Here is a 23,167-nt window from a genome sequence, read left to right on the forward strand (position 1 = left end):
TACCTAAAAGTAAATGAAGAAATTACAGTTTTTAATTTTAACAGGAATTCTAACTTTTACCATCTCATGTGGACAACAAAAACGTTATGTTTCTTATAAGGTTCAAGAAGGTGAATCTATAAATGATATTGCGCAAAGGTTAAACATGAATAAGAAAGATTTACTTAGATTAAATCCTGATGTTGGTGATAACCCTATTGCCAATACTGTAATAGTAATTCCTAACCCTAAAATTAAAAACCGTAATTCTTCCGTTACTACCAATGAAGAGTATGCTGTTGTAAAAGAAGATAAAGAAAAAATTGAGTCTAATCCTAACACATTAGATGAAACAAAAAATCACAGTGAAAACTTTCAAACGAAAGTTGTAAAAAGTTATGAAACCCATCAAGTTCAAAAAGGAGAAACTGTATATCGTTTAACTAAACTATATAATATTTCTAAAGAAGAACTTTGTAAATTAAATCCTGAGTTTCCTGAATTAAAGAATAATGTTCTTAAAGTTGGACAAACATTAAAGGTAAAAGCAATTGAAGAAACCATAACTATTAACAAAGAAGAAGTTCTACAGCAATACTTAACACATACCGTAAAAAGTAAAGAAACTATTTTTAGTTTAACTCGTTTTTACAATATTACAAAAGAAGATTTAATTGCGCTAAACCCTGAGTATCCTGATTTAAAAGACAACAATCTTTCTATTGGTCAATTATTAAAAATTAAACCTTTAGGGGAAGTAAAAGAAACGGAAGAATTTAAATTCTATCAAGACAGCATTCAAGAAAACAGCTCTATGAATGTTGCCTTTTTATTACCTTTTAAAGCCGTAGACTTTGACACTTTAAGTGCTAAACGTATTTTTAAGGGTAATAAACTAACCAATATGGTTACTGATTTTTATATGGGTGCTGAAATGGCTATCGACTCTTTAAAGCACCAAGGAATTACTATTAATTCTTCAGTCTTTGACACTGGTAATAGAGGTAAAAATATTACTCAAATTTTAGAGAATGATGAGTTAGATAATGCTGATGCTGTTATAGGTCCTTTTTATTCTGACAAAGTTGAAAAGGTAGCTCAGAAAGTAAAAGCTCCAGTTATTTTCCCTCATTTTTCAAATAAACAGAAAAGAATATCATCTTCTAGAGTTGTTAAAGCAGCTCCTGAAAAAGATGCTTACGTTGGTTTTTTGGCCAATTATCTTAAAAACAATTATGCTGGAGAAACAATTTTTGTTGTTGGTGATGACAAAACTAGCTCTAATAAAGCCATTGCTAACTTAGTTTCTTTATTAAAAAAGCATGATTCAATTTCAACAGTTAATGTATTAAAGCCTGAGGATGGGTATATAAAAAGAGAGCGTTTTACTGATAAAATGAAGGCTGAAAAGCATAATTGGGTAATTATTACCTCTGAAGACAAGGTTGCTATTGCGGATGCCTTGAATAGCATGATTGCTTTACCTGATGATATGTCTGTTCAGGTTTTTACTACTAACAAAACAAAAACCTATGATAATGTGGATAACAATAAGTTGGCAGACATCAACTTTACCTATGTATCTACAGCATTTTCTGACGAAGAATCTTCAGATATAAAAGCTTTTTATAAAAAATACAGAAAAAAGAACAACGCTTTACCTTCAGAGTATGCCATTAAAGGTTTTGATATTACGTATGATACGCTTATTAGGTTAGCGTCTGGAGAAAGTTTGACCGATACTTTTAAAGAAGGAATTTCTTTTAGAATAGAAAACAAGTTTGATTATCATAAAAAAACTTTTGGAGGAACAACTAATAATGGTCTATTTATAGTTAAATATAATAAAGATTTAAGTTTAAGTAGATTGAAATAACTTTATAAAAACCTGCGGTAATTTTTTCTTAAACTTAGCGCAATTTACTTTCTACAATACTATCTAAAACTAAGTTCTATTAACCTAAATTTAGGTTACATTCAACAATAATTTCGGGTAATATAAGTCAAATTTTAACTCCTCATAGAGTTTTTACAAAATGGTGCTTATGTTTTATAAAATGATAAGCATCTTTTTATCAATTCATGCTTATGAGTTTATCAACTCTCTATTATGATTTTACAAACTCATAAGCATAAACTCAAACACCACTTAAACCAATCAAAAACAACAAGTTAACACCAACAAAATTATGTTCCCACTAACAAAATAAAGGATACTACTTTTTCAAACATAATACTATATTATCATAACCAACTTATCTATTTTTGAACTTAAAATGACTAATTTTTTTAAACTTAAAAACCTCACAAACTTTAAAATTTGTGAGGTTTTTAATATTACATATGAACTTATGCTTTCTAACTTTCGTACATATCTTGATAATATTTTTGATAATTTCCGCTAGTTACATTTTTCACCCAATCTTCATTGTCTAAATACCATTTTACAGTCTTCTCTATACCTTCTTCAAACTGTAATGAAGGTTCCCATCCTAATTCATCTTTTAGTTTGGTAGAATCTATAGCATACCTATAATCATGCCCTGCTCTATCTGTAACGTAAGCTATCAAACTCTCAGAAGTTCCTTCTGTTCTTCCTAAGAGTTTATCTACTGTTTTAATAATTACTTTTATTAAATCAATATTCTTCCATTCATTAAACCCACCAATATTATAAGTATCACCTAGCTTCCCTCTATGAAAAATAACATCTATGGCTCTTGCATGATCATTTACAAACAGCCAATCTCTAACATTTTCTCCTTTTCCGTACACAGGTAAAGGTTTGTTATTACAAATATTATTAATAAATAAAGGAATTAATTTCTCTGGAAATTGATACGAACCATAATTATTAGAGCAATTAGAGATTACTACTGGTAAGCCATATGTATCATGAAATGCTCTTACAAAATGATCAGAAGAGGCTTTAGATGCTGAATATGGTGAATGTGGGTCATAAGCTGTTTCTTCAGTGAAAAAACCATCTTCTCCTAAACTTCCATAAACTTCATCAGTGGAAACATGGTAGAATAGTTTACCTTCAAATTTACCATTCCATTTATTTTTAGCTGCTTGTAGTAAACTTAAAGTTCCCATTACATTTGTTTGAGCAAATGAAAACGGATCTTTAATAGACCTATCCACATGTGATTCCGCAGCTAAATGTATGACACCATCAATATCATGCTCAGTGAATATATCTTCTATTTTTTTATAATCACAAATATCTGCTTTTACAAAACGATAGTTAGGTTTATCTTCTAAATCTTTTAGATTAGCCAAGTTACCTGCATAAGTTAAAGCATCTAAATTTATAATATTATAATCAGGATACGTATTAACAAATAATCGTACTACATGCGATCCAATAAACCCTGCTCCTCCAGTAATTAATATATTCTTCATACTATTTGTTTTCTATTCTTTTAATACATTCTTTTAATGAATCTCTCCAATAAGGGATTTCAATATTGAAATCTTTTTTAATTTTAGCTTTATTTAAAAGCGAATAATTAGGTCTTTTAGCTGGTGTTGGATATTCTTTTGTTTCAATAGGATAAATAACACATTGTAATTTAGAAAAATCCATAATAGCTTTGGCAAAATCATACCAAGAAGCCACACCTTCATTTGAATAGTGATATATTTTTGCTAGCTTATTAATCTTTTCTTCCTTATCTAAAATATCTAGGCACAACCTTCCTAAATCTCTTGCATAAGTAGGCGAACCAACTTGATCAAAAATAACATTCAATCGTTCTCTTTCTTTACCTAAACGAAGCATTGTTTTCACAAAATTATTTCCAAAACTAGAGTAAACCCATGATGTTCTTATAATAATAGCTTCAGCATTCGATTTCAAAACCTTTTGCTCCCCTTCCAACTTTGTAATTCCGTAAACTCCTATAGGATTTGGTAAATCTTCTTCTATATAAGGTGTGAAATTTTCTCCATTAAAAACATAATCAGTAGATATATGAATTAACTTTCCTGTACCTATTGCTTTGGCTAAATTAGCAACTCCAGCATTATTTACACCATCTGCTTTTTCTTTTTCTTCTTCAGCTTTATCAACTGCTGTATAGGCAGCGCAATTTATGATAGCTTCAATTTCTTTAGAACTAATATATTCTTTAACCTTTTCATAGTTAGTTATGTCAAGCTCTTTAGAGCCTTCAAAAAAGAAATTGTGCTTTGTGTATAATGGTGACAATTCTTTTATTTCAGATCCTAATTGACCATTTGCTCCAGTAACAAGTATATTCATTTTAATAGGTAAAAGGACTTTTTAATTCTTTTAATGTAGCTAATTTTTCATCTTTTCCTGATAATTTAACTTCATCAATCTCTAATTGCCAATCAATATTTAAATCACTATCATTCCATATAATACCGCTATCATACTCAGGAGCATATTTGTTATCTACCTTGTAAGCAAAAATTGCTTCTTCAGATAATACAGAATAGCCATGAGCGAAACCTCTAGGCACAAACAATTGTCGTTTATTTTCTTCTGAAAGTTCAACTGCTACATACCTACCATAAGTTGGTGAACCAATTCTTATATCAACCGCTACATCCAACACTTTTCCTTGTATACATCGTACCAATTTAGCTTGTGCAAAAGGAGGTTTTTGAAAATGCAATCCTCTTAATACGCCTCTAGATGATTTTGATTCATTATCTTGAACAAAATTGATTTTATGAATATTTTCTTCGAACTGTTCCTTATTAAAGGATTCAAGAAAATAACCTCTATGATCTCCAAAAATTTTTGGTTCTATAATAATAACCTCTGGAATTTCTGTCTTAATAAAATTCATGTTTATTTAGTAAGATTTAAAAGGTACTGACCGTAATTGTTTTTCTTTAATGGCTCAGCTAGTATTCTTACTTGCTCTTTATCTATATATCCCATATATAATGCTATTTCCTCTAAGCAGGCTACCTTTAGTCCTTGTCTCTTTTCAATTGTCTCTATAAACTGCCCTGCTTCCATTAACGAATCGTGTGTTCCAGTATCTAACCAAGCAAAACCTCTTCCCATTAATTCAACCTTTAATGCTTTATCTTCTAAATACTTTTGGTTTACTGAAGTAATTTCTAATTCTCCCCTATCTGATGGCTTTACATTTTCTGCTATTCCAACTACATTGTTTGGATAAAAATATAGCCCTACAACGGCATAATTAGATTTGGGTTGTTTTGGTTTTTCTTCTATAGAAGTAACATTTCCAGAATTATCAAATTCTGCAACACCATATCTTTCAGGATCTCCTACATAATATCCAAAAACGGTTGCCTTCTTTTCTTTTTCAACATTATTAATAGCATTTTTTAACATCTCTGGTAGTCCATGCCCATAAAATATATTATCTCCCAATATTAGACAAACATCATCATTCCCTATAAATTCTTTCCCTATAATAAACGCTTGCGCTAATCCATCTGGTGAAGGTTGTTCTGCATAACTTAATTGTATTCCTAACTCTTTCCCTGAACCTAGTAGGTTTTCAAAGTTTGCTAAGTCTTGTGGTGTAGAAATTATCAATATATCCTTAATACCAGCTAACATCAATACAGACAATGGATAATAAATCATAGGTTTATCGTATACTGGTAATAGTTGTTTTGATACTCCTTTTGTTATAGGGTATAGTCTTGTCCCTGATCCTCCCGCTAGTATTATGCCTTTCATTTATTTATCGCTTTAAAAGTAAAATTAAGTATTCTTAACTGAATAGAAAATTATTCATGGAAGTAAAAAAATCAATTTTATACTGGTATTACTAATTTAGATTTATTAAAGTTTGTTACACTTTTATAGCAAAAAAATAAATTTAATATTCAAAACTATTTTTTTACTGCTTCATTGTTTATGAATGTTTTCTTTCAACTTTTCTAAAAACATTCCAATAAATAGTACTTAAAGTAATAGATATTATTAAAATAATACTTAATTGAAATACCATATCTTTCTTATAATTTAAGAATACAATAATATTTATAAAAAACTGTAGTATCGAATAAATCAATGAGACTTTTAAATGTGAAACTTTAAGTTTATCAACTAATTTTTGATAAATATGATGTCTATGTGGTTGCGTCAATCTTTCTCCTATTGATTTCCTATAAATAATAGTCAAAATACTATCTGCTCCATAAACAGCAACTAAAAGAATAATTATAGGAGATTTTAACTCTTTTATTAATAGAATTCCAATAAAAAAAATTAAAACTGCTATTGAAATACTCCCAATATCGCCCGCAAACATCCTTGCCTTTTTCCTAAAGTTATAAAAACCAAAAACAATTAAAGACAAAACTGGATAAATTATTAACTCTATATCAAGGATATCCTCTTTCAAATTAATAGTATACATTCCTAACAATACAATTATACTATACAGTCCTGTAATACCATTTATACCATCCATAAAATTGTAAATATTTATAAATCCTACACCAAAAATTAATATTGGGATCAATAAAACAAAATTATTATGTATTAACTCCAATTGATACATACATAAAAAAATCGCTAAGAACTGAAAAGGTAATCGTACACTTGAACTCAGGGTGATAATATCATCAATGAAACTAACTATAGCGATTAATGAAACTCCTAATATTAAATAAGGAAAATTATAACTAGTGCTAAAAAAGTATATCAGAATAGCAAAATAAAATAATATTCCTCCTCCTCTGATCGTTGGTGTAGTATGCGAACTTCTATGATTAGGCTTATCGATAATATTAAGTTTATCTGCTAATTTTATATATACAACTGATAAAACAGCTAGTACTAAAAATACAATTAGGTAATTCATTTTAAGTATTGAAAGATTTCACAGTTAGTTCAATTCCTTTTTTCCCTGTTAAAGGAAACTCTTTCTGCATTACTTTTTTAATTTTTTTATTGGAAACAACATAATTTTCTGTTAGTTTCTGCAATCTTTCTGAGTTTATGGGAATTGGTAAGTAATCTCCTATTTTTGCTAGTAAAGAAATTATAAATTTTGGAATATTTAAAACAGACACTTTCTTACCAATAGTCTGACCAATAATTTCAACCAAATCTTTTGTAGAGAGAGTTTTATCGTCAGCTACATTATAAACACCTCCAGGTATTTGATCATTTTCAATCAACTCTCTTATCAAAAAACAAAGATTTTCTACAGATAAAAAAGAACGCTGATTCTCATACTTTCCAAATGGATACGGTATCCCTTTTTCTACAAAATTGTATAATAAATTTAAGTTACCTTTATTATTTGGGCCATGAATCATACATGGTCTAAGTATATATACTCTTTTCTTATTAGTTACTTGCTTTGACAAAATATATTCCTCCGCCGCTAATTTAGATTTCCCATAAGCCGTCACAGGCTTGGATATGTGGTTTTCATCCAATACTCCATCAACAACATCTGCAGTAGCTTTCACTGAACTCATGTAAATGAAAACCTTACAATCACTTTCTAAAAACTGATTAAAAAGCTTCTTGGTTAGTTCAGTATTTGCTTCATAATACTCTTTATCACCTGAGTTTTTCTTTAAATCATGTGCCTTACCTGCAAGATGAATAAATGAAGTACTTTTATCAAAACTACTTTTATCTAATTTACCATAAGAGATTATGTCATTATCAATGGATTCTTTTCTAGAAACTCCTATTACTTCATATGCATTTTGAAGATACTGTTTTAGATTCCCTCCTACAAAACCAGAAATACCAGAAATTAAAATATTATTCAAATTTTCATTATTCATTTTCAAAAATTTCTATAAGCTTGGTCAATAACCTCTCTCTTTCAAAATTATCATTAAAATATTTTATGGCATTATTCCCAAACTCTTTTCGTTCTTCTAATGAAGATGTATACAACTTCATAATTGCTTTTTCTAATTTTTTAGAGTCACTTGATGGGGCTGTAAAACCTGATTTAGACTCTTTAATAACTTTTGCTCCTTCACCATCTAATCCAGCAATAATTGGTTTTCCACAAGCTAAGTACGATTGAATTTTGGAAGGGATCGTTAAAGAGAATATTTTACTCTTCTTTAAAGTAACTAATAAAGCGTCACTACATGCAAAAAAATGTGGCATTGTATCTACTGGAAAAGAACCTAACAGATGAAAATTGCTTTCTAAATCATATTCTTTAATTTTTTGAAAGACATAGTCCTTTTTTCTTCCACTTCCTAGTATTATAAAATGTATATCACTTGTATTTCCCTTTATTTTTTTTGCTGTAGATAATATATTTTCAAAATCTTGTGCCTCACCAATATTTCCTGCAAACATTATTGAAAAAGGAACCCGAGGTACTAGTTTTCTAATATTTTCTGATGGCTTAACTATACCAAACATAGATTCTGTAGAGTTTGGGTAATAAATTATCTTATCATTACTAACTTTTTGATTTAAAATATATTCTCTAAAGCCTTCTGATTGAATTAACACTTTTTTTGAATTTTTATAAATCCAGCGTGTCAATCTATCTAATATCCCAAGAATAAATTTATTTTCAATTTGCCCTGCCACTGACACACTCTCAGGCCATAAATCTTGCACCCAGAAATACATAGGTACTTTTAACTTTTTAGACAAAAAAACTGCTGGAATTCCAACAGTAATTGGTGAAGGTTCATAGACAAAAATTAAATCATATTTTTCTTTTATGAATAATGATTTGAAAAAAGCAAAAAAAGCAAACGATAGATAATTTAACATTAATCTGATTCCTCCACTTTTACCTCTAGGAATTAAATTAGATCTATAGATTTTAATTCCTTTCCAATCTTCATCTGATTTTTTAGAAAAGCTATAACCTTCAAAAAAACTCCCACTCGGATAATTTGGTTTTCCTGTAAGTACAGAAACCTCATGACCTCTTTCCAAGAGTCCTAATGCTAAGTCATTTATTCTAAAACTCTCAGGCCAAAAGTATTGTGTCACTATTAATATCTTCATAATAGAAAATTACAACAACTAATAATGTACATAAATCTTCTCATATTTATCCATCCAATTTTTCATTTCGCTAATCATCTCGTTATAACTAGGGACTTTATATTCAAAATTAGATCTTGTATTTACTAAACTTTTATCTACTTTATAGTTTGGATTAGGAATAATATTTATACTCTTATTTCTAAAATAAGTATTAAACTCTTGCAATAAGTTATACTTATTTATTTTTTCATTGTTAGTTAATTGATACAATCCTGTTAGATTTTGAGCTACAGCTTCCTTGATTGCTTTAGCTAACTCTATTGTAGTAATTCCAGACCAATAAGCCTCTGAAAACCCATTAATTTTGGTTTTCTGACTCATAAACCAATGAAACAAACCAATACCATCTTTTTTCAATTCTGGTCCAATTATAGAAGTTCTAAATGTTAAGTCTTTTGAGTTTATTACTTCTCCTAAAGCTTTAGATTGTGCATAAAATCCAACTCCATTCTTAAAGTCATCCTCTTTATAACCTCCTTCTTTTCCTGAGAAAACACAATCTGTACTTATATGTATTAATTTAAAGTCGTAAATATTCCCAAGTTTAGATAATAAATGAGGAAAATAACTATTAAACCATATCGCTAATTCAGGATTATCTTCTGCTGTTTTGTTTAAAAGTCCAATACAATTTACTACAACATCAAACTTCTGTTTTTCTAAGATAATTTCTAATTCATTTACATTAGAAACATCTAAATTAATTAATTTATTTTCAGGCTGTATATTTCTTGCTATTCCCCAAACATCAAAACCTTCTAGTGTTTCAAAATACGCTTTAATAACATGACCAGCCATACCACGAGCCCCTATTACTAATATTTTTTTTATTTGTTCCATATTACTTTATTGACTATTGAAGTATAACTTTGTATTACTTTAACCACTCTTTCTGAAGTATTAGTTACATCGTATTCCCAAGGTAATACAGTTTCTTCATCTACTGATAGACCTTTAGTAATTTCTATTGCATTTAGTATTTCTTCTTTACTAATACCTCCTAACACTACTGTTCCTGCATCTATTGCTTCTGGTCTTTCCGTGCTTGTTCTTATACTTACTGCAGGAAATCTCATCATACCCGATTCCTCACTAATTGTTCCACTATCTGATAAAACAGCATATGAATTCTTTTGTAGTTTTACATAATCAAAAAAACCTAGAGGTGGTATATTAGTTATTAAAGGATGAAACTTTATATTATTCTTTGCTATCCTATTTTTTGTTCTAGGATGTGTCGAGAAAATAATAGGCATTTGATATTTTTCCGCAACAGCATTTAAAGATTTTGCTAAAATTTCGAAATGATTTTTTAAATCTATGTTTTCTTCACGATGAGCACTAACAACAAAATAATTATTTTGAGTTAAGTTTAATCTTTCAACAACATCGCTAGTTTTTATTTTATCTTCATATTTATTCAAAACTTCACGCAAAGGTGACCCGGTTACAAAAACATGATCTTTCCTATATCCTTCACTCAAAAGATACCTTCTACTATGCTCAGTATAAGTAAGATTTATATCTGAAATATGATCTGAAATTTTTCTGTTAATTTCTTCAGGAACATTCTGATCAAAACATCTATTACCTGCCTCCATATGAAAAATTGGAATTTTTAATCTTTTAGCAGCTATAGTGCTTAACACACTATTTGTATCTCCTAAAACTAGTAAAGCGTCAGGTTTTTCTTCTACAAGAACTTCATAAGATTTAGATATAACATTTCCAATAGTTTCCCCTAAATGGTTTCCAGCTACATTAAGAAAAAAATCTGGTTTTCTAAGGTTTAGGTCTTCAAAAAAGATCTCATTAAGCTCATAATCATAATTTTGACCTGTATGTATTAAAATATGATTAAAATATTGGTCGCATTTTTTAATACATTCTGCTAACCTAATAATTTCAGGCCTAGTACCTAAAATTGTCGCTACTTTCATTTTTTTCATGGTTATATCTTTTATTTAAAATAACTTGCATCATACTTATAATTATCTTCTATTTCATTAAGATGATAATCTGACATTACTAGTAATTTTGAATTCTGCTCTTTTGCTTGAATACTACTAATAAAACCAGGAGGAATATGCAAAACATCTAATTGTTTATCTGAGATTTCAAATCTCTCTCTCTTTAAATTTGCAGAAGGTTTTTCCCAGTTATCAATACAAATTAATTCTATCCTAAAACTTCCTACTAGAGCTGCAAACCATCTTTGTTCTACTTTATGACCTTGCCATCTTCTTATAAAAGAAGTATTTATATTTTGAATTGTATAAATTCTTTTAATGTCCGTAGCATTAAATAAATTATTGAAATTTAATTCCCCTCTTTCATCTTTGAAGCTATCTCCTGAAATAATCTTAGGACTCATTTACAATACTTTATAGATTTAATTCTTTTAACTCTTGTTGAACTAATGGTAATTTCTTCAATAAGCTTTTCATACTCTCTACATTACACTGTTCTGTATTATGAGAGTGGTAATCTTCAACCAACGACACATCTTCCTCCCCTTCAGAAAAATATCTAGCATAATTTAAGTCTCTATTATCTGCAGGTATTCTGTAAAAATCTCCCATATCTTCTGCTTTTGCCATTTCTTCACGAGTACATAAGGTCTCATAAAGCTTTTCTCCATGCCTAGTTCCAATAATTTTAACTTTATTAGTAGCATTAAACATTTCTCTTAGTGCTTGGGCTAAATCTCCTATAGTACCTGCAGGTGCCTTATTAACAAAAAGATCTCCTGAGTTACCATTTTCAAAAGCAAATAAAACCAATTCTACTGCCTCATCTAAAGACATTAAAAAACGAGTCATCTTTGGATCTGTAATAGTTAACGGTTCATTATTCTTTATTTGATTAATAAATAAAGGAATCACAGATCCTCTAGAAGCCATTACGTTTCCATAACGAGTTAAACAAACAATAGTATTTGTATAATTTCTTGAAGCTGCTATAGCTACTTTTTCCATCAACGCTTTAGAAATTCCCATTGCGTTAATTGGATAAGCTGCTTTATCTGTACTTAAACAAATAACTTTTTTAACGTCATTTGTAGCAGCTGCATCAATTACATTCTGCGTTCCTATAACATTAGTTTTAGTAGCTTCTATAGGGAAAAACTCACAAGAAGGCACCTGCTTTAATGCTGCAGCATGAAAAACATAATCTACTCCTTTCATTGCTCTTTCTACACTATCATAATCTCTTACGTCTCCTATATAAAATTTTAGCTTTTCATTTTTTAACTGATTCCTCATATCATCCTGTTTTTTTTCATCTCGTGAAAAAATTCGAATTTCTTTAAAGTGATCAGTACTTAAGAATTTTTTCAATACAGCATTTCCAAATGAACCTGTTCCTCCAGTAATTAATAACGTCTTATTTTTCAACATTTTTAAATTTATTATATGTATCTCGGATAAAAGAGAATGTTTCTTCTGCTGTTTTATTCCAAGAATATTTTTTTATTCTTTCTAAATTTTCTTTAATCATTAATTCTCTTTCTTTAGGAGAGTTAAGTAATTTTACCAAACTATTTTCTATTGATTGGACCAACTTAGGTTCAAAATAAAACCCTCCACTATCTAGGAATTCTGGCATTGGAGCTTTTGAACTACATGCTATAGGCAAGGCTGATGACATAGATTCTATTAAGATATTTGGCATATTCTCACAAGTAGATGCAAATATTATTCCATCTGCCTTTTTATATTCCTTTTCAATATTTTCGTAAACTAAATGACCTAAGTAACTAATAAATTCACCATTAGAATCAACCTCTTTAATTGTTTTAATTAATAAGTCTTCAGCAGGTTTAAAAATACTACCTCCTATTAAAGTAAGTTTTACTGGAAAACCTTTTTTTCTTAAATTAGAAATCGCTTTAACGACATTCCATTGATATTTATATACATGAATTGATGAAACATAAATAAAATTAAACGGTCTAGAATTATCATAATTCCCTACAAATTCTTGTGAATTTATTATTCCTTTAAATTTAGGTGAAACACCATGATGAATTAAAACTTGATTTTTATTAGTTATATTTAAAACTTCATTAACACGTTTTTTTGCATATTGAGAAATAAAAATAATACCTTCAGAGTTTTTAAAGCTTTTTTTTTGTTTTTTAAAATTTAGCCAAAACCTAATTACTTCTTTCTTCGAGTTTATTTCTTTCCAAATATCTCTTTCATATAATAGCATATTACGAGACATTCCTATTAAAGGTTTGAAATTTCCTATATAATCTCCTGTGACTGCTAGCAATATATCACAATACCTTTTTACTTCATTATCATATTTAAATATTTGAAACCATAGACGATGAATTATTTTTTTATTAAATTCTGAATAAGTTTTTTTTATAATCTTATTCGAATTAGGAAGTTTATCTAGAACTTGTTGCGATGCAAAGAGTATTACTGACTCTATCCACTCTTCTTCAGGTAAATTATTAAGGATTTCTTTTAAATGTGTAACCCCTCCTCCACTTCCTACATTTGATGCATCTATTCCTATTCTCATTTGTTTTAATTTACCTCTAAAAAATTTAAATAACGTTGTGTAATTTTTTTCACGTTTAACTTATCATTAATTCTTTGTGCCTTTATTCCTAAATCATATCTCAATTCCTCAGATTTAATTAACCTATTTATTGAGTTGACTAAAGAATCTATGCTTCTAACTGGTATTAAAATTCCATTTTTCTCATTCTCTATAATATCCCTTGGGCCAGCATTACAATCAAAACTAATGCAAGGTAAACCTGCACTCATTGCTTCAACTAAAGCATTGGGAAATCCCTCTGAAATTGATGTGAATGCAAAAATAGAAGCTCTTGATAACCACTCATCAACATTTTTAACTGACCCCATTAAAAAAATTTTATCTTCTAGCTCTAAAACCTCAATTTGTTTTTCTAATTCTTTTCTTAAAGTACCCTCTCCTAAAATTATAAGCTTCCAACTTTTATCTTGCAACTTACTAAAAGCTTCTATTAGATATTGCTGCCCTTTTTCCGGTACTAATCTACCAATATTCAAAATAATTTTTTCCTTCTTAATTTTGTGCGATTTAATCTTTTTTACTGGATTAGGTATAACTTTAATATTTTTATTTTTTATTTTCGCTACTAAAACACTTTTTGCTAATTGAGTTTGAGCAATAATTCCTTCTGCTTTATTATAAGTAAATCTTTTTAACAATTTCTTTATTATAGATTTCTTTATCATAGGATTATTCCTATCCGATACGAAAATTTTTAACCCTAAAAAAGTACTAGCAATAATTGTAAAGGAGTTATATTTTTCCATAAAACTAAGAACTGCATCTGGTTTTTCTTCTTTTAAAAGTTTCCTTAATCTAAAGAAAACTCCTATTTGAGATTTTATTTTATTTAACTTTCCTTTACCTTCAAACCCTAACCTATGAATATTTACCTGATTATTTATTTCATAAAAATCTTCTGATTTAGCTAACAAAATTAAAATAACTTCTAAATTTTCAAATTTTACACTATTATTTGCTAGCTCTGAAATAACCCTCTCTGCTCCTCCTTGCTTTAAAGTAGGAATAACAAGAATAATTTTTTTATTGAACATCTTCATAATTGATATTATCTTTCATTAAAATAGTGGGTAACGTTAAACTATGAATCTCCATAATACTATTCACTAATATCTTTCTCAATGAATATATATTTCCAAAAAAGTTCAAAGATAATATTATAAATAATATATATATTGTGACTTTATTCTTTGCTCCATTTACAAAATCATTAATTAGTAAAAAGACGAAAAAAAATAAGGAAATTGCTAAATATCTTAAATATACTGTTGGAACTACATAGAATGCATTCGTAAATGAAGCTACTAAAAGAAATATATTTCTTAAAACAAGGGTTTTCGTTTTATTTAACAATATATAAATAGCAGATATAAAAAACCATAAGCTTTGAAATATGGTTCTAATACGATTATTAAAATTACCAGAATTAACACTATTAGTTATAAAGTCTTCTCCTCCTAAATAACTTTGAGCTTTAGTCTCAAGTACTTCGGACAGACCAACTCCAGATATAATGCTAATCAAAAAGTCTTTAGGAATAAATAAAAAACCAAACGACAATATGAATAAAATTAAAAATAATTTATTAAATCTTTCTTTAAAAAAGAAAACAATAAAATAAAGTGGTAAGAAAACAAGAACACTAAAATGAACTAAAATTGCACCAATAATTAATAAAATACTACGTAGATTAATTTTTTTTCTGAAAAAAGTATAAACAAACGAATACAAGATTAAGGCACTAGCTAAAGTAAATCTAATTCCAGAAAATAAACTCGGTGGTGAAACTGAGAATAGTATTAAAAATGTTATAATGAAAAAGTTTTTTTTACTTATTACTTCAAAACCTTCAAGCAACTTAAAAAAACTACTGTACAACAATAACATTGTTATAAATGATATACCTAAAAATAAAAAATCCAACGGTATATTTAACATTGAAAATATGTATATTAACAAGTAGAAAATATAATCAGGCTTTAATGATAAAAAATCAGAAATACTAACTAACTTAAAATCATCATATAAATAATAATAGTACGCCTTATCATTAGTATCCAAAGGCACATAAAGATATGACATTAAACTAATTACCCCTATCAAAAAAACAACACTTCTTTTGTTTTTTTCGTAAATTCCATGCAAAATAAAAGGTAAAGATAAAAAAGGACTGATGATAAAAATCATCACTTGAACAAAAGTATTCTCATCTTTCTTTAAAGCCATATTATATGTATTAAAAACTCTTTATAACTACGTTTTTTAAAACTATTATTTACGAATAAATCTGTTTTCAGGTAAGCTCATTAAATATTTTTTTTTCTCTTCGTATGTCATTCTTTTCGACTTTACATTGTACTCTCTTATCTTTTCAAGGTAATCTTTAGTTTCACCTATAATACGTGCAGGGTTTCCTACAACTATCTTGTTATCTGGAATGGATTTTGTCACAATACTTCCTGCTCCAATAATTACATTATTACCAATTGTTACTCCAGGCATTATTAAAGAATTATTACCTATATAAACGTTATTTTTAATGATAACTTTTCCAAAATAATCTAAATTTGGATATTTTTTTCGAAAAACCCATCCACCACCATGAGTATAAATTTTTGTTCCATTAGTAATTTGAACATGATCTCCTATTTCTATTAAATATGGCTCTGAACCAAAGTTTACATTTTGAATATCACACCCTTCTCCTATTCTAACACCGTTAAATCTGGCGATTTTTTCTTGACTCCAAAAAAAACGTCTATAAAGTCTAGCAAGTAAATTAAATATCTTCATTAGATTTTTAGTTTATTTTTTCTTAGCCAAAGATTTAGTACATAAAGTTTCCAAATATTGAAACTATAATCATTTTTACCATTCATGTGATCTTTTAATTGCCTTTTTATTTTTTTTATATTTAAATTAGGCACACTCCTTAGGAAATCATCATTTAAAGAAGATAATATCTCTTCTTTCATCTCTCCAGAAATCCATTTCCCCAAAGGTATAGAAAATCCCTTCTTAGGTAACTCAAAAGCTTCTCTAGGTAAATATTCTTCTAAAATATCTTTTGTGATTATTTTTTTATTTCCCGAATCATACCTATAATGTATAGGTAACTTTCTAGAAAACTCAACAATCCTATAATCTAAAAAAGGACTTCTTATTTCCATTGAATAAGCCATACTAGCTCTATCAACTTTAACATTACTATCGTTTTCTAACCACAGTTTAATATTATAATCCGCCTGAAATTGGAATGGATTTTCTGAAAAAACAGAGTTATAATATTTTTTCCACTTTTCTTTTTTATGAAGCTGTAAGCTATCAAACCAAAAAAAAATAGATTTTGAAAACTCATAAACATCTTTGGATAATAATAGAGTTTGAAAAGTTTCTTTCTTTGCTTTTATAAATTTATGAAATGGCAATTTTGATATTACTTTTCTTATAACATATGGGATTAAGCTTATTTTTTGATATTTTTTCAATAAATCAAAATGCACATACCCTAAAAAACTTTCATCTCCTCCGTCTCCAGATAATGCTACAGTTACATGTTTTTTAGTAATCTTATTTAATAATAAAGAAGGTAAAGCTGAACTATCTGCAAACGGCTCATCATATGTTTCAACTAACTTAGGAATAAGATTGAATAAGTCTTCAGCTTTACAAAATGTTGTAGTATGTTCAGTTCCTAATATAGAAGAAAAGTTTTCAGCTACTTTACTTTCATCAAAACTAGGATCTTCAAACCCAATGGTAAAAGTTTTTATTTTTTGTTTTGATATTTTACTAGCTATAGCAGTTACAAGTGCTGAATCTATTCCGCCAGACAGAAATGTTCCTAAAGGTACATCAGATTGCATTCTAATTTTAACCGCATCTTCTAACAAAAGATGTAATTTCTTTTTAGCTTCTTCATAAGGTATATTCTCTGTTTTTACTCTTTTAAGGTTCCAATACTCGTTAATCTTTTTTGTCCTATTTTTTAAGTTTATGACCAAAAACTTTCCTGGTTCTAATTTATATGTATTCTTTAAAATAGAAAAAGGGCTTGGTACATATCCATAATCTAAATAAATTGAAATTGATTCTTCAGAAATTTCACTTTTATCATTTATTAAGGGCTGCAATTGACTGCAAATTTCAAAACTCCCATCTTTCCAATAATAATAAAAAGGCTTAACTCCTAATCTATCTCTTCCACAAAAAATTTCCTCTTTATCATCATCTAAAATTGCAAAGGCGAACATTCCATTTATTTTATTAAGAATATCTTGACCCCAAGCATCATAACCTTTCAACAACACTTCTGTATCACTAGTAGTATTAAAAGAATATCCTAGATTAATTAACTCTCTTTTTACATCTAAAAAATTATATATCTCTCCATTAAAAACTAGGCTAAGATGTTTATATACGTATGGTTGATGCGAACGTTCATCTAAATCTAAAATTGAAAGGCGTAAATGACCTAATGAAATATTTTTCTTTTTTAAAACTCCAATGTAATCAGGACCTCTATATTTTATCTTATTTAGTTTTGACTTTATTTCCTCTTCTTTAAAAGGTAAATTAGTCATATATATACCGCACATAATTACAATTCTTTTATAGTATTTTTAAATTATATTTTAATATTAGCTTTAGAGCATCGATAAAAATAAACTGTTTGAGCAAAGATATAATCTTTGCTCTAGCTAACATTTTTAGGTAAGCTTTTTCGGTTAAAGACTTATCATTAAAATCAAGATAATTTTCAAAACATTTTTCTAATAAAACTTTAGACCTTGTCAATTTATTTTCTGTATCCTGTTTATAAATTGCTGTCACTTTTTTTGACCAAATTATTGAATAATTCCTACCTACTCTATTCCACACATCCAAATCCTCTCCTCTAGACAATCTCTCATCAAATATTCCAACTTCTTCAAACACATCCTTATGAATACAAACAACACCTGTCCAAAAAAAGAAACTTTTCAAACCTTCTATAAAATAATCATCGACTATTTTATCTTTATCTTTCTCCTCTATTCGTTCTTCAGTTTTAAAATCTGACCTAGTATATGAGTTACAAAAAGCCTTGTATTCTGGATATTTTAATATATTCGTTTTTAAGCTATCTAAATGATCATTTCTCCACAAATCATCTGCATCTAAAAAAACAATCCACTCATTTTCAGCTTCTTTAATCCCTCTATTCCTTGCTTTAGAAACTCCTCCGTTTACTTGATTAATTAAACGTATTCTTGAATCTTTAATCTCTCTAACCTTTTTTTCACTTTCATCTGTCGATCCATCATTTATTACAATCACTTCAAAGTCAGAAAATTTCTGTAAAACTACAGAATTCAAAGTACTTTTTATGCTTTGTTCTTTATTAAAAAGTGGTATAATTACTGAGAACATTTTATTGTAAACTTTTCTTTAAAAAATTAATAGACTCATTCCTTTTAATTTCTATTACTTTATTAACCATATTCCAATTAATTTTTTTTTCTAGAATATTATTAACATTAGATATTGATAAATCTGTCACCAATCTATCTTCCAAACCAAACATATTTAGTAGCGAAGTAAACCTAGCCATTCCTCTACCTTGATTCCCAATTGCTATAAAAGGTTTATTGTATAAAATTGCAAAAACAGTACCATGAAAAGAGTCTGCAATCACAAACTTAGCATCATAAAAACCTCTTATCCATTCAAAAGGAGAAGGAAACTGATAATCTAATAAATTCTCTGGTTTACACTTTCCTAATCTCTTTTTTGGCATAACCTCAAAACTTTTTAAATTTAATTTACTTTCGATATATTCAATAACTTTATATTTCGCATGCGTCTTATCTAATACATAAGCTTTCAAATTACCTTTACTTTTCCTTGTACCTTCATTTTCTATAATCTTATCATAAAAATCCCTTGAGAACAACATTGTTGGGTCTAAAACATGCTGTGCTTCTTTCTCAAAATATTTCAAACACAAATCAACTCCAGAATCTTCTCTAACAGAAACGGAGTCAAATTTCTTCAATAACCTTTTACATTTTTTTGTTTGTTTTGGTGAAAACTCCCAATCAGATGTACCGAAAGAGGCTGCATATGATATTCTTTTAATTTGATCTTCACTCTCTGCAAAATCTAAAAAATAGTTAGTAATTTTTGGTGAATATCCAGGTCTCCAACATTGATCACTTCCAACTACATAAGCACTAAACCCTTCCTTATAAAGCATTCTCATCTTCCTAGTCCCTATAATTTCTTCTGTTAAATTAGGTATTAACTTATCTCTAAACCCATTTGTATACTTTGATATTACCTTTCTTTCTTCTTTTTCTAGATTATATTTAGTATACTTATTTGGAAATATTCTTTGCTTTATATTAAATGCTATTTTTCTAAAAAAATTAGAGTGACCTGCTCTTCTATTAATAATAATAGGATTATTACCTAACTCTTTAAGTATTTCAGATAATGCATAAGCTTGTAATAAGCCACCATAATTATCATGCAATGGTTGTGTTAAAATTCCTATTTTTTTCATTTCTTGTTATAATTTAAATAATACTTCCTCTTTTTCTCTTCTTTTAGAAAGAGGCACACTAAAAAATTCATCAGCTATACCTATTGGCAATAAACATATAATTTTTTCATTCTTAGGTATGGAAACAATTTTAGTTAACTTGCGCTCTGCATTGACTTTTTTGCCCCAATTCGCTGGACAATTGGCTATCCTATGATAATGTAAAGAGTATAACAAGTTCATAAAATAAATCCCTCCATCTATATAGAATTGATTTCTCTCTCCTAAAGTATAATAGTAGCTTCTGTTATTTGTTACTATTAAAAGCTGACTCACGTTTTCAATAAAACCGAGAAAGCCTCCTTGTATATTCAAAATTTGTTTTATCTTTTCTTTATTATCAATTAAATAAACTTTATTCGCTTGTCGATTACAAACTGATGGGGCATTTAAAGATAAGTTAATTGCTTCTTTTATCTTTTTTTCATCAATCAACTCTCCTGTAAAATGCCTCACACTTTTTCTTGAATTAGAGAATAGCATAAAGTTTTTCTCTACATCCTTATAAAATGTTTCTTGATTAAAATCAATTACTCCTTTGAAAGTATCTTCTTTAGTTATTATAAGTTTTAAATAATTACTATATAAATCTAAAGGGTAATAATCCTCTATATCTATACTTTTGCTCCTATGTACCTCATAATATCTTATCAAAATTTTAATAGCAACCTGAATTTGAGAATTACGTATATTATCTTTTACATCTTTATCTTTAAGTAATTTATGTAATTCAGAAACTTTATCCTTTGCAAACCTTTCTCTCAAAGGTTTATGTATCAATCCCTTCTCAATAGAATGATATCTTAAAATGATAAGAGATTCTTTCTTTTGATATGTATTTAATCTATAAATAGCTGAATGTTTGTAGAATAAAATGGCATCTACAAAATAATTATAAAAAAAATCAGTATAATTCCTAAAAAAAATTACTTTCCGTATTATTTTTACGATATTTTCTTTACTAATAAATTTTAATATTATCTTTTTTAAAGTAGCGTTCATCTATTTTCTTATATTTTTAATTATAATTTTAAAGTCTTGTACTTTTTTCTTATTGAGAAAATAAAATACAGGTATATATATTACTAAATATAATAATGGCATTGAAATAAGTTCTACAACACTCGACATATTAAATATATTAGTAACTTGTTGAATGTAATATAATATTGCAAAAGGAATAAGTGAAATTAGGATTATTTTTAAAGTATCTACAACTTGATTTAATAATCTATAATTAATTAATTTACCACTAAAGTAACCATTTAAGTAAGCGAAGAAAATATTAGTAATGCATAATGACCAAACAATTGCTTCAATACCAAATGGAATACTTATTATCAATACTACTATACCTATAATCTTCTTTATTACATCTACTTTTAAGTATAAATCAGTTCTTCCTTTAACCTTTAAAATATTGAGATTATACATATTAATAGGTAAAAAAATTGATGCAATACATAATATTTTAAAATATGGAACAGCTGCAAGCCATTTCTCTCCAAAAATTAGTATGTACATTGGGTTGGCTACTAAAATTAAAATTAACATTAAGACTGAACTCATTGCTAAAGCTAAACTCAAAATATCAATATACAGCCTTTTTAGTTTAACATTATCATTCTGTATTCTAGCAAATACAGGAAATGTAACAGTGTTTAAAACATTTGACATCTGACTTATTGGAAGTTGCCTTAAATTATCTGCATTTGTAAAATATCCTACCAATTGTACAGAAAATTTTTTCCCTATTACTATTTTATATAAGTTCAAATACAAGTTAGTCAACAAGCTTGAAATCGTTAGTTTATAACCATAATTAAAATGTTTTTTAAATACTTTTCTATCAAAAATCATTTTAGGCTTCCACTTATAAAAAAACCATAAGATTAAGGAAAAAGAAACTGCTTGAGATATATTTAAGCCAACTAAGCTCCATACCTCAAGACCTGCATAAGCCATAACTAGTCCAGTTAAGGCCCCTATAACTACAGACGGTATTTGGTAAATAAATTGTAATTTAAAATTTAAGTCTTTTGTAAACTTTGCTACTTGCACTACATAAAAAGCAGAAATTACAAATGTAATTCCATAAACCCTTAATAATTCCGATAAAATAGGTTGATTATAAAACCTTGCCACAAGAGGGGATAATGAAAAAACAATAATGTAGATAAGAGTACTAAAAAATAAATTAGTTAAAAATACTGTACCATAATCCTTTTCTGTATTATTATTGTTCTGAATCAAAGAAGATGTCATACCACCATCACTCAAGCTTTGTCCAATTGCTACAAAAACAGCTATCATAGCTATTAACCCGAAATCTTCAGGCATTAGCAATCGTGCTAAAACAACCTGAACAATAAAATTAATAATTTGGACACTAAACTGCTGAGTAAAAGTCCAAATTACTCCTTTTATAGCTTGTTTTTTTAAATTCATTCGATCTAAAATGTAATCAATAGTTTACCATATATTATAATAATATCATAAAAGTTAAGTTTGATCAGTAACCATTTACAATAAATATAACGGATTAATAGTTTTGCTTAATTTTTCTTTTATTTATAAGGTCTATTTTTTTCTCATGCACTTCTTTTCTTAATCCTCTACTTGAAAAATAATGTTCTATTTTATTGAAATACAACTTTATTCCTTTTTTTCCACAATAATTTCTATCTGTAAACATCTTAGTAGCATATTCATCACCTATTATACAGACATTAATGTGAAATGAGCGAAGTATATCTTCTAGATCTTGTTCTGTAGTATAAGGAACTATTTCATCCATATACTTACATCCTCTCAGTTGAATATATCTTTCAACCACAGATTGTACTGGTTTATTTCTTACTGAGTGATCTATTGTAGAATCTATTTGTACACTGCAAATCAAATAGTCACATTGTTTTTTTACTTCCGCTAACATATTTATACATCCAGCATGAGATAAATCAAAAGTACTAAAAGTTGCCCCTACTTTCATTTTATTT

General features: G+C 27.9%; 22 protein-coding genes. 1 reads left to right on the plus strand and 21 read right to left on the minus strand.

Annotated elements, in window-relative coordinates:
* Positions 1-13: 13 nt before the first annotated feature.
* Positions 14-1,855 (plus strand): LysM peptidoglycan-binding domain-containing protein, encoded by a 1,842-nt coding sequence (locus ABNT65_RS11420; protein WP_348745886.1) that lies wholly within the window; start codon positions 14-16, stop codon positions 1,853-1,855.
* Between the two features lie 482 nt (positions 1,856-2,337).
* On the opposite strand, the gene rfbB is transcribed toward ABNT65_RS11420, so the two are convergent.
* The 21 genes from rfbB to ABNT65_RS11525 all read right to left on the minus strand — a co-directional run bounded on the left by rfbB (position 2,338) and on the right by ABNT65_RS11525 (position 23,160).
* The gene (gene rfbB, locus ABNT65_RS11425; protein WP_348745887.1) at positions 2,338-3,387 is read right to left on the minus strand and encodes a dTDP-glucose 4,6-dehydratase; all 1,050 of its coding nucleotides are present in this window, start codon (positions 3,385-3,387) and stop codon (positions 2,338-2,340) included.
* Between the two features lies 1 nt (position 3,388).
* Positions 3,389-4,249, minus strand: a complete 861-nt coding sequence (rfbD, locus tag ABNT65_RS11430) for a dTDP-4-dehydrorhamnose reductase (RefSeq protein ID WP_348745888.1) — start codon at positions 4,247-4,249, stop codon at positions 3,389-3,391.
* A gap of 1 nt (position 4,250) precedes the next feature.
* Positions 4,251-4,805, minus strand: a complete 555-nt coding sequence (gene rfbC, locus ABNT65_RS11435; protein ID WP_348745889.1) for a dTDP-4-dehydrorhamnose 3,5-epimerase — start codon at positions 4,803-4,805, stop codon at positions 4,251-4,253.
* A 2-nt stretch (positions 4,806-4,807) separates the two neighbouring features.
* Positions 4,808-5,680: a glucose-1-phosphate thymidylyltransferase RfbA gene (rfbA, locus tag ABNT65_RS11440; RefSeq protein WP_348706944.1), complete on the minus strand. Its 873-nt coding sequence runs from the start codon at positions 5,678-5,680 to the stop codon at positions 4,808-4,810.
* 178 nt (positions 5,681-5,858) lie between these two features.
* Positions 5,859-6,812: a glycosyltransferase family 4 protein gene (locus ABNT65_RS11445; RefSeq protein WP_348745890.1), complete on the minus strand. Its 954-nt coding sequence runs from the start codon at positions 6,810-6,812 to the stop codon at positions 5,859-5,861.
* A 1-nt stretch (position 6,813) separates the two neighbouring features.
* Positions 6,814-7,755: an NAD-dependent epimerase/dehydratase family protein gene (locus tag ABNT65_RS11450; RefSeq protein ID WP_348745891.1), complete on the minus strand. Its 942-nt coding sequence runs from the start codon at positions 7,753-7,755 to the stop codon at positions 6,814-6,816.
* Complete coding sequence (locus ABNT65_RS11455; protein ID WP_348745892.1) at positions 7,748-8,959, minus strand: glycosyltransferase family 4 protein; 1,212 nt, start codon at positions 8,957-8,959, stop codon at positions 7,748-7,750. Before ABNT65_RS11455 ends, ABNT65_RS11450 begins: the two co-directional genes overlap by 8 nt.
* 18 nt (positions 8,960-8,977) lie before the next feature.
* Positions 8,978-9,841 carry an SDR family oxidoreductase gene (locus ABNT65_RS11460; RefSeq protein ID WP_348745893.1) on the minus strand — a complete coding sequence of 288 codons (864 nt, stop codon included), beginning with the start codon at positions 9,839-9,841 and terminating at the stop codon, positions 8,978-8,980.
* The gene (gene wecB, locus ABNT65_RS11465) at positions 9,829-10,950 is read right to left on the minus strand and encodes a non-hydrolyzing UDP-N-acetylglucosamine 2-epimerase (protein WP_348745894.1); all 1,122 of its coding nucleotides are present in this window, start codon (positions 10,948-10,950) and stop codon (positions 9,829-9,831) included. Before wecB ends, ABNT65_RS11460 begins: the two co-directional genes overlap by 13 nt.
* An 11-nt stretch (positions 10,951-10,961) precedes the next feature.
* On the minus strand, positions 10,962-11,375 hold the full coding sequence (locus ABNT65_RS11470; RefSeq protein WP_348745895.1) for a WxcM-like domain-containing protein: 414 nt from the start codon (positions 11,373-11,375) through the stop codon (positions 10,962-10,964).
* Between the two features lie 10 nt (positions 11,376-11,385).
* Complete coding sequence (locus ABNT65_RS11475; protein WP_348745896.1) at positions 11,386-12,402, minus strand: polysaccharide biosynthesis protein; 1,017 nt, start codon at positions 12,400-12,402, stop codon at positions 11,386-11,388.
* Positions 12,389-13,540 (minus strand): glycosyltransferase family 1 protein, encoded by a 1,152-nt coding sequence (locus ABNT65_RS11480; protein ID WP_348745897.1) that lies wholly within the window; start codon positions 13,538-13,540, stop codon positions 12,389-12,391. The genes ABNT65_RS11475 and ABNT65_RS11480 overlap by 14 nt, the downstream gene beginning before the upstream one ends.
* A gap of 5 nt (positions 13,541-13,545) precedes the next feature.
* A complete protein-coding gene (locus ABNT65_RS11485) occupies positions 13,546-14,622 on the minus strand; it encodes a glycosyltransferase family 4 protein (protein ID WP_348745898.1) in 1,077 nt (358 codons plus the stop codon).
* The gene (locus ABNT65_RS11490) at positions 14,606-15,808 is read right to left on the minus strand and encodes an EpsG family protein (protein ID WP_348745899.1); all 1,203 of its coding nucleotides are present in this window, start codon (positions 15,806-15,808) and stop codon (positions 14,606-14,608) included. Before ABNT65_RS11490 ends, ABNT65_RS11485 begins: the two co-directional genes overlap by 17 nt.
* 45 nt (positions 15,809-15,853) lie before the next feature.
* Positions 15,854-16,375: an acyltransferase gene (locus tag ABNT65_RS11495; RefSeq protein ID WP_348745900.1), complete on the minus strand. Its 522-nt coding sequence runs from the start codon at positions 16,373-16,375 to the stop codon at positions 15,854-15,856.
* Positions 16,375-18,180 (minus strand): asparagine synthase (glutamine-hydrolyzing), encoded by a 1,806-nt coding sequence (asnB, locus tag ABNT65_RS11500; protein WP_348745901.1) that lies wholly within the window; start codon positions 18,178-18,180, stop codon positions 16,375-16,377. The genes ABNT65_RS11495 and asnB overlap by 1 nt, the downstream gene beginning before the upstream one ends.
* Before the next feature lie 13 nt (positions 18,181-18,193).
* Positions 18,194-18,994: a glycosyltransferase family A protein gene (locus tag ABNT65_RS11505; protein ID WP_348745902.1), complete on the minus strand. Its 801-nt coding sequence runs from the start codon at positions 18,992-18,994 to the stop codon at positions 18,194-18,196.
* Between the two features lies 1 nt (position 18,995).
* Positions 18,996-20,129 carry a polysaccharide pyruvyl transferase family protein gene (locus ABNT65_RS11510; RefSeq protein WP_348745903.1) on the minus strand — a complete coding sequence of 378 codons (1,134 nt, stop codon included), beginning with the start codon at positions 20,127-20,129 and terminating at the stop codon, positions 18,996-18,998.
* Between the two features lie 6 nt (positions 20,130-20,135).
* Positions 20,136-21,170, minus strand: coding sequence for a nitroreductase family protein (locus ABNT65_RS11515; RefSeq protein ID WP_348745904.1), 1,035 nt, complete (start codon positions 21,168-21,170; stop codon positions 20,136-20,138).
* Positions 21,171-22,616: a lipopolysaccharide biosynthesis protein gene (locus ABNT65_RS11520; protein WP_348745905.1), complete on the minus strand. Its 1,446-nt coding sequence runs from the start codon at positions 22,614-22,616 to the stop codon at positions 21,171-21,173.
* Between the two features lie 94 nt (positions 22,617-22,710).
* The gene (locus tag ABNT65_RS11525; protein WP_348745906.1) at positions 22,711-23,160 is read right to left on the minus strand and encodes an adenylyltransferase/cytidyltransferase family protein; all 450 of its coding nucleotides are present in this window, start codon (positions 23,158-23,160) and stop codon (positions 22,711-22,713) included.
* Positions 23,161-23,167: the final 7 nt, after the last annotated feature.

The organism is Tenacibaculum sp. 190524A02b, assembly GCF_964036645.1.
GTDB lineage: Bacteria > Bacteroidota > Bacteroidia > Flavobacteriales > Flavobacteriaceae > Polaribacter > Polaribacter vairaonense.